The sequence below is a fragment of the Hydrogenophaga sp. genome, assembly GCF_051860785.1.
Classification (GTDB): Bacteria; Pseudomonadota; Gammaproteobacteria; order Burkholderiales; family Burkholderiaceae_C; genus Hydrogenophaga.
In genome coordinates this window covers 45,649-62,477 of sequence record NZ_JBIMLB010000020.1, presented here as the reverse complement: position 1 = coordinate 62,477, position 16,829 = coordinate 45,649, and the positions used below count along the sequence as shown (strand labels likewise).

Here is a 16,829-nt window from a genome sequence, read left to right as displayed (position 1 = left end):
GCGATGGATTCTAGAGATTCGAAAATGTTCTCGTTCTTCCGCAAAAAAACCCCCGCGCCCTCCCCCGCCGCCGCTCCGCCCGCCGAGTTGCCATCCCCCGCCGTTGCTGCGGCACCGCAGAGCCCGGCACAACGCCAGGGCTGGCTCGACAAGCTCCGGACTGGCCTGCGCAAGACCGGCAGCGGCATCGCCACGGTTTTCACGGGCACGCAGATCGACGATGCGCTGTATGAAGAACTGGAGTCGGCTCTGCTGATGGCCGACACCGGCGTGAAGGCCACCACGCATTTGCTGGCCGACCTCAAGCGCCGCGTGAAAGAGAGCAAGACCACCGACCCCGCCGCTGTCAAAGGCCTGCTGGCCGACGCCATTGCCGACCTGCTCGAGCCTTTGCAGAAGCCTCTGGTCATCGGAGAACACAAGCCCACCGTCATCATGGTCGCGGGCGTCAACGGTGCGGGCAAGACCACCTCCATCGGCAAGCTCACGCGCCACCTGGCCGATGGAGGTGCCAGTGTGTTGCTGGCCGCAGCCGACACCTTTCGTGCGGCTGCGCGCGAGCAGCTCGCCGTGTGGGCCGACCGCAATACCGTGGAGATCATCACGCAGCAGGGGGGTGACCCCGCCGCTGTGAGCTTCGATGCGGTCACCGCGGGCAAGGCGCGAGGACGCGACGTGGTGCTGGTCGACACGGCGGGGCGCCTGCCCACGCAGTTGCACCTGATGGAAGAACTGCGCAAGATCAAGCGCGTGGTGCAGAAGGCCGACGCCACGGCTCCGCACGAGGTGTTGCTGGTGATCGATGGCAACACCGGGCAGAACGCGCTGCACCAGGTCAAGGCCTTCGACGAAGCGCTCTCGCTCACCGGCTTGATCATCACCAAGCTCGACGGCACGGCCAAGGGCGGCGTGCTGTGTGCCATTGCGCGCGAAAAGCCCGTGCCCGTCTACTTCATCGGCGTGGGCGAGAAGCTCGAAGACCTGGAAACCTTCGACGCACGCGAGTTCGCACAGGCCTTGCTGGCCTGAACCCTTCCGCCGTCAATCCTCGGCATAGTTGCGCCACCGCCCCATGGCCTGGCGCATGGTGAGCAACTGGCGTTCAAACTTCGGGCAGGCCTGACACATCGCCATGTGCAACCGCAGCGCCATGCGTTCCAACAGGGGCAGGGCACGGTCTTCCCTGGCGATCAGCAGGGCGCTGACCTCCTTGCAGGTGCGACGGAGGGGGTACACGGGCTTCATGGGCTTTTCCTGGCGAACCAGTTGAGTTCCAGGCATTCGCGAAGGCGCAGGCGGGCGCGGTGCAACTGGACGTAGAGATTGGTCGGCGTGAGCGACAGTTCCTTACAGATTTCCTCACTGGAGAGCTCCAGCCACTCTCGCATGAGGAACAGGCGGCCCTGCATAGCAGGGAGCTTGTCGGTGCAGGCCTCCAGGATGGCAAAGAACTGTCGGTTGTTCAGGTCCTGCTCCGGGTTGCCCCAGTCGGCCGGATTTTCCGCGTAATGGCCATCGGCATGGAAGGCCATGTCTTCCAGCGGATCGGCCAGCTCGTCTTCCGTGGTGCCGGACGCACTGATCTCGCGCTGGTGGTGGCGCAGGACGTCAACGATCTTGTGCTTGAGGATGCCCACCAGCCAGGTCTTGAGCTGCGAGCGTCGCTCGAAGGCCTGAGGTCGGGAAATGGCCGCCAGCATCGTTTCCGACACCGCATCCTCTGCCCAGGCGTCGTTGCGAAGCTGCATGCGCGCAAACTTGAGCAGGTACAGGCGCAGGTCGGCGACCTGTTGTTCGAACGAAGGATCCGATGGAGTCCGCATGGGCCTGCAGTGTAAGGAAACGGCGGTCTGCCTGACCCATGAAAGGAAAGCATGCACTAAGCTGCACCCCAACCCCTCATCTGGAGAAAACGCCATGAACAGGCCCACGACTCGCTTCAACCGCCGGGAGTTCCTGCTGGCCGCCAGCGCTGGCGCGCTGGCTCCGGCCCTGGCCCAGACGAATGCCTCAGCCTGGGCCGCGGTGGAACAGGCCGCACGCGGCCAGACCGTCTACTGGAATGCCTGGGGCGGCGGCGCACAGACCAACAACTACATCCAATGGGTGGCGCAGCAGGTGTCCACGCTACACGGCATCACGCTGCAGCATGTGAAGATCGCCGACACCGCCGACGTGGTCAGACGCGTGCGCGCGGAGAAGGCCGCCGGGCGTGGCGCTGGCGAAGGCACGGTGGACCTGGTATGGATCAATGGTGAGAACTTTGCTGCCATGAAACGCGAGGCCTTGCTGTACGGGCCCTTCGCCGAGACGCTGCCCAATTTCCGCTGGGTCGACACCGAGGGCAAGCCCACCACGCTGAACGACTTCTCCGTGTCCACCGATGGCATGGAGTCGCCCTGGGGCATGGCCCAGTTCACGCTGTTCACCGACCGCCAGCGCCTGCCTCGGCCGCCGCAAAGCATGCAGGACCTGCTGGCGCTGGCACGCAACCAGCCAGGGCGCATCACTTACCCTCGCCTGCCCGACTTTCATGGCACCACGTTCATCAAGCAGGCGCTGGTCGAGCTCGCCCCCGACCGCAGCGCGCTGGCCAGGCCGGTCACCGACGCAGCGCTGGCTGCGCAGACCGCCACGCTCTGGCCCTTGCTGGATGCACTGCGCCCGCACCTGTGGCGCGCGGGCAGGCAGTTCCCGCAGAATGCGGCTGCCGTGCGCCAGATGATGGCTGATGGTGAGTTGCTGCTGGCCATCACCTTCAACCCCAACGAGGCGGCCAACGAGATCGCTGCAAAGCGCCTGCCCGCCACCGTGTTGAGCTGGCAGTTCGAGAAGGGAACGATCGGCAACACGCACTTCGTGGCCATTCCTTACAACGCGCGAGCCAAACCGGCGGCACAGGTCGTGGCCAACTACCTGCTCTCGCCGGTGGCGCAGGCGCGCAAGGCCGATATCGCCCACTGGGGCGACCCCACCGTGCTCGACGTTCCTCGGCTGCCAGCTGCCGAACGCGCGCGCTTTCACGCAGGCGCCCTGCCTGGCCTGGTGATGAAGCCCGCGCCCACGCTGCCCGAGCCACACACCTCCTGGGTGGACCCGATCGAGAAAGAATGGACGCGGCGCTACGGTGTCTGAGGCCGGAGTGAACCGCCGCTGGATGGCGGCTGTGCTGCTGGTGCTGGCCGCCGGGCCCATGTTGTGGACCGCGCTGGAGGCCCTGCGCAGCGGCACACAGCTGGACGCCTGGCGATCACTGCCGCAAGAGCCCGGTTTCTGGACGGCGGGGGCGCTCACGTTGTGGACCGGGCTGGCCTCCACCGTGCTCGCATGGGGGTGCGCTGCCGCGCTGCTGGCTCAGGGTTTCGTGCGGCAGCGGCTCGATCGCCTGCTTCGTGGCTTGCCTGTGATGCTCGCCACACCACACGCCGCGCTGGCCATCGGCCTGCTGTTCCTGCTCTCACCCAGCGGCTGGTTGCTGCGCGCGTTCTCACCATGGCTGACGGGCTTCGACAACCCTCCACCCTGGCCCACCACGCAGGACCCCTGGGGCCTGGGCCTGATCCTCGCGCTGGTGGTCAAGGAAGTGCCTTTTCTGCTCTGGACCGCTGCGACCCAGTTGCAACGAGACGACGTGCGCCAGCGCTGGCGCGCCGAACACGCCCTGGCGCAGACGCTGGGCTACAACCCGCGCCGCGCTTTCTGGCTGGTGCTCTGGCCGCAACTGGCGGTGCGCCTGCGCTGGCCTCTGCTGGCAGTGCTGGCCTACAGCCTCACGGTGGTGGACATGGCCCTGGTGATCGGACCTGCGACGCCTCCCACGCTGGCCGTGCTGGCCTGGCAATGGCTCCAGGACGCGCAGCCCGCCACCTACGCACGCGGCGCAGCAGCGGGCGTGCTGCTGGCGCTGGTCGTGCTGGGTTGTAGCGTGATCTGGCTTGCCACCCAGCGGCTGCTGCGCACGGCACTCGCCCACGGTCGCGGTGTTCGGGGCCGATCCACGCCCGTCCCCGTGCGGCCCGGCGCAGGCCTCTGGGTGCTGGGCGGACTCTATGCGGGCGTGCTGATCGCGCTGGCGGTGGGCAGCTTCAGCGGCGTGTGGGCGTTTCCGGCCATGTGGCCACAGAACTGGACGCTCGACGCGTGGTCGCAGGTGGTACAGAGCAGCCGCACGGCCTGGGGCACGCTGTGGCTGGCCACGCTCAGCAGCACCATTGCGCTGGCCTGGAGCGTGGCCTGGCTCGAACTTGCCCCGCCCCGGTGGGACCAGGCCCTTCGCCCGGTGCTCTACCTGCCGCTGGTGCTGCCTGCCGTGCTGTGGGTGGTGGGGTTGTACGGGGTAGGCCTGCGCTGGCAGCTCGAGGGCAGCGCCAGTGGCCTCCTGATGACCCACACGCTCATGGTGCTTCCGTATGTGTTGCTGGCCCTGAGCCCTGCCTACCTGGGTTTTGACCCGCGCTACGCCCAACTCAACGCCAGCCTGGGGCACGGTGTGTGGCGCTGGCTGTGGCGGGTCAAGTGGCCGCTGCTGCGACGATCACTGGCTTCTGCGGCTGCCGTGGGTTTCGCGGTGAGCGTGGCGCAGTACCTGCCCACGCTGTACGTGGGCGCCGGGCGTTTTTCCACCGTCACCACCGAGGCCGTCACGCTCGCATCGGGTGGGCAGCGTTCGCTCACCAGCGCCTATGCCGGCCTGCAGATCCTGCTGCCCGTGCTGGTGTTCGGGCTGGCCGCGTGGCTGGGCCGCCCGCGCCGATTCAGGCATGCTCAGCGCCCATGACACTCACGGTCCACATCCAGAATCTGGCCACGCGCGAACGCACGCTGGTGACGGAGTTGCGGCTGGTAGTAGCGCCGGGGCAGATCCTCACCCTGATGGGGCCCAGTGGTTGCGGCAAGAGTTCGGTGCTGGCAGCGATCGCAGGCACGCTGGACACCCAGGCGCTGCGTTTCGAAGGCCGGGTGCAGCTGGATGGCCATGACATCGGCTCGCTGCCCACGTCGAAGCGTGGCGTGGGCCTGTTGTTCCAGGACGACCTGCTCTTTGCCCACATGACGGTGGCCGAGAACCTGCTGTTCGCCGTGCCAGCCGCGCCCAAAGGCGAAAGGCATGCCCAGGTGCGACGCGCGCTGGCCGAGGCTGGCCTGGCTGATTTCGGCCACCGCGATCCGGCTTCGCTTTCGGGAGGTCAGCGGGCGCGTGTGGCCCTCATGCGCGCCCTGCTGGCCCAGCCGCGGGCCCTGCTGCTGGACGAGCCTTTCTCCCGCCTGGACGCCGAGCTGCGCGGGCAGTTCCGCGCATTCGTCTTCGACCACCTGCGCGACAAGGGGATTCCTGCGGTGCTGGTCACGCACGACGCGGCCGATGTGGCCGATGCGGCGCTGGTGGTGGAGCTCGCGCATGCTGGATAGAGCGTTGCAGGGCATGCTCAAGGCGCCGCTGGCGGGTGCGGCCACGCTCCTCGTGCGCATGGGCGTCAGCGCCGATGCACTCAGTTTCGCCGGCTTCTTCATCGGCATCGCTTCAGCGGCGACGATCGCGATGGGCCACTTTCTCCCCGGTCTTGCCTTGATGCTGCTTTCGCGCCTGATGGACGGGCTCGATGGCGCGGTGGCCAGGGCAACCAAGCCCACCGACCGTGGCAGCTTTCTCGACATCACGCTCGACTTCCTGTTCTACGCGTCGATCCCGCTGGCCTTCGCCGTGCACGACCCAGCCGCCAACGCCCTGCCTGCAGCGGTGCTGCTCACCACCTTCATCGGAACCGGCAGCAGCTTCCTCGCCTTCGCCATCGTGGCGGCGCAGCGCAAACTGAGCTCGCTGGACTTTCCCGACAAGGGCTTCTATTTCCTCGGAGGCCTGACCGAGGCCACCGAAACCCTGGTCGCCTTCGTCGCCATGTGCCTGTGGCCTGCGTGGTTTCCACAAATCGCGTACGGGTTCGCGGCGCTGTGTGCCATCACGACCCTGCTGCGCGTCGGCTGGGGTTACCGGCGGTTCGACTGACCGCCGGCTGCCTATACTTCCCGCACCTACTCTCCACCACATCTGCCATGAGTCCTGCCACCGCCTGGCTGGAAGCCGCGTTCCTGGGTCTGATCCAGGGACTCACCGAATTCCTTCCTGTCTCCTCCAGCGCTCACCTGCGCATCATCGGACCGATGCTGCCCTCGGGCGGCGACCCAGGCGCGGCCTTCACAGCCATCACCCAGATCGGCACCGAGGCGGCCGTCCTGCTCTATTTCCGGCACGACATCGCACGCATCTTCCTGGCCTGGTGGGCATCGCTCACCCAGCCCGCGATGCGCCAGGACCCGGACGCGCGCATGGGCTGGCTGATCATCATCGGCTCGGTGCCCATCGTGGTGCTGGGCCTGCTGTTCAAGGACGCCATCGAAGGTTCGCTGCGCAATCTGTACATCACCGCCACCATGCTGATCGTGTTCGCGCTCATCCTGGCCGCCGCCGACCGTTTTGGACGGCGCGAGCGCACGCTGGACCGGCTCACCTGGGGGCACGGCGTGCTGTTCGGCCTGGCCCAGGCCATGGCGCTGATTCCCGGTGTCTCGCGCTCGGGCGGCACCATCACCGCCGGTCTGATGATGGGCTACACGCGTGAAGCTGCCGCGCGTTACTCGTTCCTGCTGGCCATTCCAGCCGTGATGGGTTCGGGCTTCTACCAGTTGTTGCGAAGCTGGCAACACGGCAGCCCGGTGGCCCCCGGCCCCACGGCACTGGCCACCTTGATTGCCTTCGGTGTGGGCTACGGCGTGATCGTGGTCTTCCTCAAGCTGGTGTCCACGCGCAGCTACATGCCCTTCGTGTATTACCGCATTGCGCTGGGCCTGCTGGTCTTCGGGCTGCTGGGCGTCGGCGTGCTGAGCGCGCATTGAGCCCGGCAGCCCCCGGCTACTGGTCGCCACGCTGGAAGGGCCTGGTGCCCTGGCGCACGCTGTTCTGGCGCGACATGGTGGCCGTGGGCAGCACCATCAACCTCTTCACTGGATTCATCGCGCTCCTCCTTCTCTCGCAAGGCCAGCCCGTGGCCTGGGCGCTCGCTGTGCATTTCTCGCCAGTGCCCTACAACGCCTTTCTGGTGCGATCGCTGTGGCTCACCCAACCCAAACCGGCCTGGGCGATGGCGGGCGCGGCGGCGTGGTTTGCGGGGATGCTGGTGGTCTGAGACATTCTTCTCAATCCATTGGGTACTTTGGCTCAACCGATTGAGCAAATCAGATGCCCAACGAAATCCGCCGCCAGGGATTTGGCCGCTTCCTCCAGTGCATCGCGAGCGCCAAGAGTGCAAGAATGGCCAGCGCCGACCGACCGATCTGCAATCCCACCACTGGAACCATCTTGAACACTCGAAGAATCCTGCTGCTCGTGGTGGTGGTGCTGGGCATCGTGGCCTTCTTTGCATTCGATCTGGATCGATTCCTGAGTCTGGAGCAACTCAAACACAGCCAGGCCACCTTTACCGAACTGCACGCCCGATCGCCGCTGCAATTGGCGCTGGCGTATTTTGCCGTCTATGTGGCAGCCACGGCGCTTTCAGTACCTGGCGCTGCCATCATCACCCTGGCCGGCGGCGCGATCTTCGGACTCTTCTGGGGCACGGTGCTGGTTTCGTTCGCCTCCAGCATCGGCGCGACGCTGGCTTTCCTGGTGTCGCGCTTCGTGCTGCGCGATGGCATCCAGGCGCGCTTTGGTGATCGCCTGAAGGAAATCAACCGTGGCATCGAGAAGGACGGTGCGTTTTACCTGTTCACCTTGCGCCTGATTCCCGTGGTGCCGTTTTTCGTGATCAATCTGGTGATGGGGTTGACGCGCATGAAGACCATCACTTTCTACTGGGTCAGCCAGCTCGGCATGCTGGCCGGCACCCTGGTCTATGTGAACGCGGGCACACAACTGGCCCGGGTCGATTCGCTTCAAGACATCCTCAGCCCGGCGCTGCTGGCTTCGTTCGTGCTGCTCGGCCTATTCCCGCTGATCGCGCGCTGGATCGTGGGCGTGGTGCGCAGGCGCCAGGTGTATGCACGCTGGAAAGGCCAGCGCCCCAGACGCTTCGACCGCAACCTGATCGTGATTGGTGCAGGTGCGGGCGGACTGGTTTCGGCCTACATTGCCGCCGTGGTCAAGGCCAGGGTCACGCTGATCGAGTCGCACAAGATGGGTGGCGACTGCCTGAACTACGGCTGCGTGCCGAGCAAGGCCTTGATCAAGAGTGCGAAGCTGGCGCACCAGATGCGCCACGGTGAGAACTACGGCCTGCACGCCACGACACCGGCATTCAGTTTCAAGGCCGTGATGCAGCGCATCCAGGACATCATCCGCGCGATCGAACCGCACGACAGCGTGGAACGCTACACCGGCCTGGGCGTGGAGGTGCTGCAGGGCTACGCCAGGCTCACCAACCCCTGGACGGTGGAGATCGCGCTGAACGACGGCGGCACCCAGACCCTGACGGCGCGCAGCATCGTGCTGGCCACGGGCGCGCGCCCTTTCGTGCCCCCCCTGCCCGGCCTGGACGACAGCGGCTACGTGACGAGCGACACGATGTGGGAACGCTTTGGCGAGCTCGACGAAATTCCCCGGCGCCTGGTGGTACTGGGCGGCGGGCCGATCGGCTGCGAACTCGCGCAGGCCTTCGCCCGGCTGGGCTCGCAGGTCACGCAGGTGGAGATGGCGCCAAGGCTCATGCTGCGCGAAGACGAGGAGGTGAGCGAGCTCGCTCGCAAGGCCCTGGCGGCCGATGGTGTGGACGTGCGCACCGGTCACAAGGCGCTGAGGTGCGAGCGCCAGGGAGACCAGAAGGTGCTGGTGGTGGAACACGCAGGCGTCGAGCAATCCGTCGCCTACGACGAACTCATCTGCGCCGTGGGCCGCAGCGCGCGGCTGGAAGGCTACGGCCTCGAAGAACTCGGCATCCCCACCGGCAAGACGGTGGAGACCGACGAATACCTCCAGACGATCTACCCGAACATCTACGCAGCAGGCGACGTGGCAGGCCCCTACCAGTTCACGCACGTCGCTGCGCACCAGGCCTGGTATGCGGCGGTCAACGCGCTGTTCGGCGAATTCCGCAAGTTCAAGGCCGACTACCGCGTGATTCCCTCGGCCACGTTCATCGATCCCGAGGTGGCGCGCGTGGGTCTGAACGAGCAGGAAGCGAAAGAGAGGGGCATCGCGGTGGAGGTCACGAAATACGGCATTGACGACCTGGACCGCGCCATCGCCGACAGCGAGGCTCACGGGTTCGTGAAGGTCCTCACACCACCGGGCAAGGACACCATCCTGGGTGTGACCATCGTCGGCACGCACGCCGGCGACCTGCTGGCCGAATACGTGCTGGCCATGAAGCACGGCCTGGGACTCAACAAGATCCTGGACACCATCCACATCTACCCCACGCTGGCCGAAGCCAACAAGTACGCAGCCGGCGAATGGAAGCGCGCCCACGCGCCCGAGCAACTGCTGGGCTGGGTGAAGAAGTACCACGACTGGAAACGAGGATGATGCGTGGCTTGTCCGGCGTGTTGCTGATGGTCTTCTGCGCCAGCCTGTGGGCGCAGATCTCTGCCCTGCCTTCTCTGATCCAGCCCGATGGGGCGCTGAACCCGGCGTGGCATTTCGTGGGGTTTCCCAAGCAGCACACCGATTTGCCGCCCACGCGTTTCGAGGCAGGCAGCGCAGAGGGTGTGGCGGGCGTGCAAGTACTCACCGCGTCGTCCTATGGCATCCTGGTGCACGACACGCGTGGACCGGCTTTGGCGCGACTGCAGTGGCGGTGGCGGCTGGACCAGCCACTCTCCGGCGGCAAGACGAGCGCGGACATCCTTACCAAGGCCGGAGACGACGCCGCGCTGAAGGTCTGCGTGATGTTCGATCATGCGCTGGACCGTGTGCCGTTCGTGGAGCGCACGGTGCTGCGGCTGGCGCGCAGCATGAGTGGCGAGTCCTTGCCGGCGGCGACGGTGTGCTACGTGTGGGACAGCACGCACCCCGCGCTCACGCGGGGCGCCAATCCGTACACGAAGCGTGTGCGGTTCATCAGCCTGCAGGGCCACGGTGCACCGCTGGCGCGCTGGGTACCGGAGTCGCGCGATGTCGCCCAGGATTTCATCGACCTCTTCGGCGATGAGCTGCCCGAGGGCTCGTCCACGAAGCGAGCCGAAGTGCCTGCCCTCATGCGCGTGCTGATCGGTGCCGACAGCGACAACACCGCGAGCACCAGCAGCGGCTGGGTGGCCGATGTGCGGTGGGCGACGGACGCGCGCTGAGCCAGGCCGTACCATCGGGCGCATGCACCACGGCATCAAGAAACTCCTGCTGCTGGGCGCCGGCCACGCGCACGTGGAAGTGCTGGCGCGCCTGGCGCAGGGCCGCCCCGGCAACCTGGACGTGACCGTGCTCACGCCCTACCCACACCAGACGTACAGCGGCATGACGCCTGGCTTCGTGGCCGGGCACTACAGCGAAGACGACTGCCGCATCGCGCTGGAGCCGCTGATGCGCGCGGCCGGCGCACGCTGGGTGCAGGGCCGCTGCAACGGCATCGATGCCGAGCAACGCCTGGTGGCGGTGCAGCCCAGTGGCGGCGCGCAGGGTGCACCCGCCTCGCTGACCTACGATCTGCTCTCCATCGACACCGGCGCCGTGCTGGACCGCGCCCGACTCGAAGCCGGGATGCCGGGCGCCGCCACGCACGCCCTGCCGATCCGTCCGATCGAGGCCTTCACCACCTTCTGGCCGCAGGTGATGGAACTCGCGCAGGCACGAGCCGTGTCGCTGGCCGTGGTGGGTGCTGGCGCGGGCGGCATCGAACTGGTCTTTGCCGCCGAGCAGGCGATCCGACTGAATGGCCATGCAGGCGCGCGCTTCACGCTGATCACCGGCGGCCCCGAAGTAGCAACCGGCTATGCGCCCGGTGTGCAACGGCGTGTGCTGCGCCAGCTCAAGCGGCGCGGCATCACCGTGCTGCGCGAGGCCTGCACGGGGGTAAGCGAAGGCGAACTTCGCCTCGCCAACGGCGCACGCCTGGCCTGCGATGTGCCACTGCTGGCCATCGGAACACACGCGCCGGCATGGCTGCACGACAGCGGCCTGGCGTTGTCGGAAGAGGGTCATGTGCAGGTGAACAAGTTCCTGCAGAGCACCAGCCACGCCAACGTATTCGCCGCGGGCGATGTCGCGAACCGATCGGACCAGATCCATCCGCGCAGTGGCGTCTACGCCGTCAGGGCCGGCCCGCCACTGGCCCACAACCTGCTCGCCGCCCACGAAAACCAGCCACTCAAGGCCCATCACCCGCCCCGGCATTCGCTCAACCTGCTGTCCTGCGGCACCAGGCACGCCATTGCGAGCTATGGGCCCTTGCACCTGGAGGGTGCGTGGGTCTGGTGGTGGAAGGACCGGATCGACCAAGGGTTCATGGCGCGCTACCGGCGGTAAGTGCCACTGGGCCAGCCACTCGGTAGACTTGGTCCAGCCATCCTGCCGTCCCACCATGCCCGCATACCCTGTCCTTCGCCATCTCGCTCCCATCCTCCTGACCGCCCTGGCCGGTGCCGCCTGGGCCCAGACGTCCGCCGCGCCGGACAAGCTTCATCCCTGGCAAAGCCCTCCGCCACGCCTCACGGCCGAGGCCTATTTCACCAACCTCAAGGACGGTGATCGCATCGAAACGCCGTACCTGCTCAAGTTCGGGCTCTCCGGCGGCTGGGGCCTGGCGCCCATTGCACAGGCGGGTCGAGCCCGCAGTGGCCACCACCACCTGCTGGTCAACCGCGACCTGCCGCTGAACTTCAAGGAAGCCCTGCCGTTCAACGACCAGTACATCCACTTCGGCAAGGGTCAGATGGAGACCGTGCTCACGCTCGAACCCGGCACCTACACCCTGCGCATGCTGCTGGCCGATCAAAAGCACCTGCCGCATTTCGTCTACAGCAAGCCGGCCACCATCACCGTCACGAAGAAGAACACCACCGATCCGGCCACGTTGTCCGTCAAGGGCGTGAGCCTTGGACTCGATGGCGCCGTGGTCAAGGCGCCCTTCCGGGTGCAGTTCCACGCCTCGGCACTCAACGTCGCCCACCAGGCACAGAAGATCCCCGACACCGGCCATTTCCGCCTGACCGCCACGCCCGCCACGGGCTCGGGCGCACCGACGGTGATCGATTTCGCCGAAGGCCAGACCGAGGTCTGGCTTGCTCCACCCGTGGGCAGCTACAACCTGCGGCTGGAGATGGTGGACAACATCGACCCCACCAAACGCCTGACCAGTCCGGCCGTCGCCAGCGTTCGGGTCGAGTAGCGGGTCGTCAACAACCCAACTGGTCGGCCAGGTCCAGGAAATCCCGCGCGTGCAGCGTGTTGGCCGCGTCGGGCGACACATCCTTGGGCCTCGCCGCACCGAACTCCAGCGGACGCTCCACATAGGCCGTGGCCAGCCCACAAGCGCGCGCCGCAGCCAGATCGTCCTGGTGCGCCGCCACCAGCGTCACTTGTGCCGGCGACACGCGAAACACGTCGGCCACACCCAGGTAGGTAAGCGGATCGGGCTTGTAAGCGCGAAACACCTCGGCCGAGAGAATGCAATCCCAGGGCAGGCCGGCGCGCTTGGCCATGTTCGTCAGCAGGCCGAGATTGCCGTTGGACAAAGTGCACAGCGTGTGTCGAGCCTTCAGCCGAGCAAGCCCGCGCACGGTGTCGGGCCAGGGATCGAGCCGGTGCCACACAAGGTTCAGGTGATCGCGTTCGGCCTCGCCCAGATGCGCCAGCCCGAAGCGCGGCAGCAGCCCGTCGAGCACCATGCGGTGCAGGTCGTCGATGCGCGTCCAGCCCAGCTCACCCGAGCGCACGCGCTGCATCGCAGGCTGGTAGCCCTCGCGCCAGGCCAGCGCAAAGGCATCGCTGTCCACCTGCGGGTACAGAGCCCGCACTTCACGTGAGATGCTGCCGTGCCAGTCGACGACGGTGCCGAAGACGTCGAAGGCGAGGATGGGCGTGGGCGTCATCACCGAGACCTGAGCGCCGTGACTTCGATCTCGATCTTCATGCGCGCATCGAGCAGACCGGCAGTGATCACCATGGCGGCAGGCCGCGCACGGCCCAGGTGCTTGCGCAGCACCGGCCAGCAGGCCTCGAACAGCGAGGCATCCGGGAGCACGTAGTTCACGCGGACGACATCGTCCAGGCTGGCGCCGGCCAGTTGCAACGCGGCCTGGATATTGCGAAAGCACTGCTCCGTCTGCTCCACGACATCGTCCTTGATCGTCATGGTGGTGTAGTCAAAACCGGTGGTGCCAGAGACGAACACCCAGTCGCCGGCGACCACGGCACGCGAGTAGCCGATCTGCTCCTCGAAGGTGGATCCCGAGCTGATGCGTTGACGGTTCATGTGTGCCCTCCTGTGTTCATTCCACTCGCAGGCGCACGCCATCAGCGCGCGCTGCCACGATTTCACCCACCTCGGCGGCCACGGAAAATCCGTGGCGTTCGAACACGGCCAGCACCTCGGCCACCGCTTCGGGCGCGCAGGCCACCAGCAGGCCTCCGCTGGTCTGCGGGTCGGACAACAGCGCCTGATCGACCGGCTGCAAGGCTTCTCCCAGATGGACTTCATGGCCGTAGGCAACCCAGTTGCGGCCCGAGGCGCCTGTCACCATGCCGGCGCCGGCCAGGTTGCGCACCCCTTCGATCAGGGGCACGCGAGCCATGCGGATGTGCACGGTGGTGTTCGAACCGCGCGCCATCTCCAGCGCGTGGCCGGCGAGGCCAAAACCGGTGACGTCGGTGAGCGCGTGCACACCTTCCAGCGCGGCAAGATCGGGGCCGGGGGTGTTGAGCTTCGTCGTGTTGGCGATCATCTGCGCGTAGCCTGCGGGTGGCAGCGCGTCCTTCTTGAGTGCGGCCGAGAGCACGCCCACGCCAAGGGGTTTGCCCAGGATCAGGCGGTCGCCCACTTTCGCATCGGCGTTGCGCTTGACGCGAGCGGGATGCACCAGCCCGAGCGCGACCAGGCCATAGATGGGCTCCACCGAATCGATGGTGTGACCCCCCGCGACGGGAATGCCGGCCTCGCGGCACACGCTTTGCCCACCCGCAAGGATCTTGCCGATGGTTTCGGTGGAGAGCACGTTGATGGGCATGCCCACCAGCGCGAGCGCCATGATGGGCGTGCCGCCCATGGCATAGACGTCGCTGATGGCGTTGGTGGCAGCGATGCGGCCGAAGTCGAACGGGTCGTCGACGATGGGCATGAAGAAGTCGGTGGTTGCAATCAGCGCCTGCTGGTCATTGAGCCGGTACACGGCCGCATCGTCGGCCGTTTCGATGCCCACCAGCAATTCGGCGGGCACGGGCATGGCGCTGATGCCCTTGAGGATCTCGCTGAGCACACCGGGTGCGATCTTGCATCCACAGCCACCGCCATGCGAGAGGCTGGTGAGTCGGGGTTCCTGGCGGGCGGAGGAAGGCAGAGGGGCGTTCATGGGTGGGCATCCGTGGCATGGTGCGCAGGCTCGCACCGGACGCCCATTGTGCGACAGCCCTCAGGCCGGCGCCCAGAACACGCTGAACCAGCCTTGCTCGTCGGTCCAGTGCCGCGCCTCGCCAAAGCCCGCTTCCTGCAGCAACACCTGGAAAGCCTGTGGCTCCCATTTGTAGGAGTTCTCGGTGTGCAGCCGTTCACCGGCAGCGAAGTGCCGCTCGCCTCCCGGCCAGCGCACGGTCTGCGGACCACGGGCCTGCAGGTGCATCTCGATGCGGGAAAGCTCCGCGTTGAACAGTCCCACGTGGTGCCAGGCGGCAGGCGCGAAATCGGCCCCGAGCAACCGGTTGACGTGGAGCAGCAGGTTGCGGTTGAACGCGGCAGTGACACCCAGCGCGTCGTCGTAGGCCGGTTCAAGCACCTCGCGCGGCTTGACACGGTCCACGCCGATCAGCAGGCCACTGCCAGGGCCGCCCGCTGCGCACACTTCGTGCGCCTGGCACAGCAGCGCGAGCGCTTCGTCGGGCATGAAGTTGCCGATGCTCGAACCCGGGTAGAACACGCAGCGGGGTTGATCGGTCAACGCGCGATCGTGGAGCCACCGACCAGCCGTGGCGCCCAGGGCAAAGCGTTGCGAGAAGTCCATGCCCAGGCCCAGCATGGGCAGATCGGGGTGGCGCTGCTGCAAGGCGGCAAGGGTGTCGCGCAGGTAGTCAACGGAGATGTCCACGGGCACATACGCCGCCGGCTGCAACACCGGAAACAGGCGGGCGGCCTTCTCGCAACTGCCGGCACCCAGGTCGATGATCACGGCGCCTTCAGGCACATGGCGCGCCATGTCGGTCCCATGACGCGCAAAGATCGAAGCCTCGGTGCGCGTGGGGTAGTACTCGGGCAGGTCGGTGATGGCGTCGAACAGTCGCGAGCCGAGGGCGTCATAAAGGAACTTGGGCGCAATGCGCGGCGGCGTCTCGCGCAGACCTGCGAGCAGTTCGGCGTGCACCACGCTGGCCGCGGGCAACTCGAACTGCACGAACTGCGGGGTAGGAATGGTGTGCTGTTTCAAAGGCTTCTGGCCAGCCGCAGTCCGCTGAACTGCCAGCGGGCTTCGGTGGGAAAAAAGTTGCGGTAACTCGCACGGATGTGCGAGGCGGGCGTGGCGCAGGAGCCACCGCGCAGCACGTACTGGTTCACCATGAACTTGCCGTTGTACTCGCCGACCGCCCCTTCGGCGGGCTGGTAGCCGGGATACGCGGCGTAGCTGCTGGACGTCCATTCCCACACGTCGCCGTACATCTGCACCAGGCCGCTGGCGGCGTTGCGTGCGGGCATGGGGTGCAGCGCGTTGCCATCCTGCAGATTGCCCTGCACGGGCAAGGGTGCCGCTGCGGCCTCCCATTCGGTTTCGGTGGGCAGACGGGCGCCTGACCAGCGGGCAAACGCATCGGCCTCGAAGTAGCTGATGTGCGTCACCGGTGTGTTGGGGTCCAGCGGCATGTCGCCATGCAGGGTGAACACCGTGGGCAGCGCGTGGTCTGCCAGCGGTAAAGCCCAGTAGAGCGGAGCTCGAATGCCCTGGGATCGCACCCAGTCCCATCCGGCCGCCAGCCACCAGCGCGGTTCCTGGTAGCCGCCATCGCGCACGAAGGCCAGCCATTCGCCGTGCGTCACCAACCGGTTCATCAGCGCGTAGGGTTCGAGCCACTGCCGATGGCGCGGGGTCTCGTTGTCGAAAGCAAACCCACCTCCATCGTGGCCCACGTCCACCAACCCACCCTCGAACTCGATCCAGGTCGAGGCGAGCTGGGCCACCGGACTCAGCGGCCAGGGACGATGGTAGGTCGGCCGCAGGGGGTTGAGTGACAACAGGTGTTTGACGTCGGTAAGCAGCAGTTCCTGGTGCTGCTGTTCGTGCTGCAGGCCGAGTGCGATCAGCCGCAGTGCGGGCTCGGGTCCGCCGCTCGCGATCAGGCGGGCGATTCGCTCGTCCACCTCCTCGCGCCAGCGCCACACTTCGGCCATGTCCGGTCGCGTGATCAAGCCCCGCTGCGGTCGGGGGAACTGCTCGCCCACGCCCTGGTAATAGCTGTTGAACAGCACGCGGAACGCCGGGTTGAAGGGCTTGAAATCCGGCTCGAACACTTCCAGCACGAAGGTCTCGAAGAACCACGTCACGTGCGCAAGGTGCCATTTCACCGGGCTCGCATCGGGCATGGACTGGGCCTGGCAATCTTCCGCCGACAACGGGGCCGCCAGGGCCCTGCTGCGCGCCCTCACCTCGGTGTAATGCGTGGCCAGCGGGTGCGGCGCAGAGGACGTTGAGGTGCGGGCTTGCAT

General features: G+C 66.6%; 18 protein-coding genes. 11 read left to right on the top strand and 7 right to left on the bottom strand.

The annotated features are described in order from the left end of the window. The first annotated feature begins 24 nt into the window (after window positions 1-24). Window positions 25-1,029 (top strand): signal recognition particle-docking protein FtsY, encoded by a 1,005-nt coding sequence (ftsY, locus tag ACTIF6_RS21325; RefSeq protein ID WP_439589838.1) that lies wholly within the window; start codon window positions 25-27, stop codon window positions 1,027-1,029. Window positions 1,030-1,041: 12 nt separating this feature from the next. On the opposite strand, the gene ACTIF6_RS21320 is transcribed toward ftsY, so the two are convergent. Both ACTIF6_RS21320 and ACTIF6_RS21315 read right to left on the bottom strand, forming a co-directional pair. Next, window positions 1,042-1,245: a zf-HC2 domain-containing protein gene (locus ACTIF6_RS21320; protein WP_439589837.1), complete on the bottom strand. Its 204-nt coding sequence runs from the start codon at window positions 1,243-1,245 to the stop codon at window positions 1,042-1,044. Beyond that, on the bottom strand, window positions 1,242-1,823 hold the full coding sequence (locus ACTIF6_RS21315; protein WP_439589836.1) for a sigma-70 family RNA polymerase sigma factor: 582 nt from the start codon (window positions 1,821-1,823) through the stop codon (window positions 1,242-1,244). The genes ACTIF6_RS21320 and ACTIF6_RS21315 overlap by 4 nt, the downstream gene beginning before the upstream one ends. Before the next feature lie 94 nt (window positions 1,824-1,917). On the opposite strand from ACTIF6_RS21315, the gene ACTIF6_RS21310 reads away from it, so the two are divergent. From ACTIF6_RS21310 to ACTIF6_RS21265, 10 genes are all read left to right on the top strand, one after another. Then, the gene (locus tag ACTIF6_RS21310) at window positions 1,918-3,135 is read left to right on the top strand and encodes an ABC transporter substrate-binding protein (RefSeq protein WP_439589835.1); all 1,218 of its coding nucleotides are present in this window, start codon (window positions 1,918-1,920) and stop codon (window positions 3,133-3,135) included. 7 nt (window positions 3,136-3,142) lie between these two features. Next, window positions 3,143-4,777 (top strand): ABC transporter permease, encoded by a 1,635-nt coding sequence (locus ACTIF6_RS21305; RefSeq protein WP_439589834.1) that lies wholly within the window; start codon window positions 3,143-3,145, stop codon window positions 4,775-4,777. Next, window positions 4,774-5,409: an ATP-binding cassette domain-containing protein gene (locus ACTIF6_RS21300; RefSeq protein ID WP_439589833.1), complete on the top strand. Its 636-nt coding sequence runs from the start codon at window positions 4,774-4,776 to the stop codon at window positions 5,407-5,409. The genes ACTIF6_RS21305 and ACTIF6_RS21300 overlap by 4 nt, the downstream gene beginning before the upstream one ends. Beyond that, window positions 5,399-6,004 carry a CDP-alcohol phosphatidyltransferase family protein gene (locus ACTIF6_RS21295; RefSeq protein ID WP_439589832.1) on the top strand — a complete coding sequence of 202 codons (606 nt, stop codon included), beginning with the start codon at window positions 5,399-5,401 and terminating at the stop codon, window positions 6,002-6,004. The genes ACTIF6_RS21300 and ACTIF6_RS21295 overlap by 11 nt, the downstream gene beginning before the upstream one ends. A 47-nt stretch (window positions 6,005-6,051) precedes the next feature. Continuing rightward, window positions 6,052-6,891, top strand: coding sequence for an undecaprenyl-diphosphate phosphatase (locus ACTIF6_RS21290; RefSeq protein ID WP_439589831.1), 840 nt, complete (start codon window positions 6,052-6,054; stop codon window positions 6,889-6,891). Next, the gene (locus ACTIF6_RS21285; RefSeq protein WP_439589830.1) at window positions 6,888-7,181 is read left to right on the top strand and encodes a hypothetical protein; all 294 of its coding nucleotides are present in this window, start codon (window positions 6,888-6,890) and stop codon (window positions 7,179-7,181) included. Before ACTIF6_RS21290 ends, ACTIF6_RS21285 begins: the two co-directional genes overlap by 4 nt. Window positions 7,182-7,354: 173 nt before the next feature. Beyond that, window positions 7,355-9,517, top strand: coding sequence for an FAD-dependent oxidoreductase (locus tag ACTIF6_RS21280; protein WP_439589829.1), 2,163 nt, complete (start codon window positions 7,355-7,357; stop codon window positions 9,515-9,517). Continuing rightward, on the top strand, window positions 9,517-10,281 hold the full coding sequence (locus ACTIF6_RS21275; RefSeq protein WP_439589828.1) for a DUF3047 domain-containing protein: 765 nt from the start codon (window positions 9,517-9,519) through the stop codon (window positions 10,279-10,281). The genes ACTIF6_RS21280 and ACTIF6_RS21275 overlap by 1 nt, the downstream gene beginning before the upstream one ends. A 22-nt stretch (window positions 10,282-10,303) precedes the next feature. Next, window positions 10,304-11,452: an FAD-dependent oxidoreductase gene (locus ACTIF6_RS21270; RefSeq protein WP_439589827.1), complete on the top strand. Its 1,149-nt coding sequence runs from the start codon at window positions 10,304-10,306 to the stop codon at window positions 11,450-11,452. Between the two features lie 55 nt (window positions 11,453-11,507). Further along, complete coding sequence (locus ACTIF6_RS21265) at window positions 11,508-12,314, top strand: DUF4399 domain-containing protein (RefSeq protein WP_439589826.1); 807 nt, start codon at window positions 11,508-11,510, stop codon at window positions 12,312-12,314. A 7-nt stretch (window positions 12,315-12,321) separates the two neighbouring features. Here the strand turns inward: ACTIF6_RS21265 and ACTIF6_RS21260 are convergent, their stop codons facing one another. From ACTIF6_RS21260 to egtB, 5 genes are read right to left on the bottom strand one after another with little or no spacing between them, the layout of a single operon-like run. Continuing rightward, on the bottom strand, window positions 12,322-13,017 hold the full coding sequence (locus ACTIF6_RS21260; RefSeq protein WP_439589825.1) for a haloacid dehalogenase type II: 696 nt from the start codon (window positions 13,015-13,017) through the stop codon (window positions 12,322-12,324). Then, window positions 13,017-13,400 (bottom strand): RidA family protein, encoded by a 384-nt coding sequence (locus ACTIF6_RS21255; protein WP_439589824.1) that lies wholly within the window; start codon window positions 13,398-13,400, stop codon window positions 13,017-13,019. Before ACTIF6_RS21255 ends, ACTIF6_RS21260 begins: the two co-directional genes overlap by 1 nt. A 16-nt stretch (window positions 13,401-13,416) precedes the next feature. After that, complete coding sequence (gene selD, locus ACTIF6_RS21250; RefSeq protein WP_439589823.1) at window positions 13,417-14,493, bottom strand: selenide, water dikinase SelD; 1,077 nt, start codon at window positions 14,491-14,493, stop codon at window positions 13,417-13,419. Window positions 14,494-14,553: 60 nt separating this feature from the next. After that, window positions 14,554-15,558, bottom strand: a complete 1,005-nt coding sequence (gene egtD, locus ACTIF6_RS21245; RefSeq protein ID WP_439589822.1) for an L-histidine N(alpha)-methyltransferase — start codon at window positions 15,556-15,558, stop codon at window positions 14,554-14,556. Further along, a complete protein-coding gene (egtB, locus tag ACTIF6_RS21240; protein WP_439589821.1) occupies window positions 15,555-16,829 on the bottom strand; it encodes an ergothioneine biosynthesis protein EgtB in 1,275 nt (424 codons plus the stop codon). The genes egtD and egtB overlap by 4 nt, the downstream gene beginning before the upstream one ends.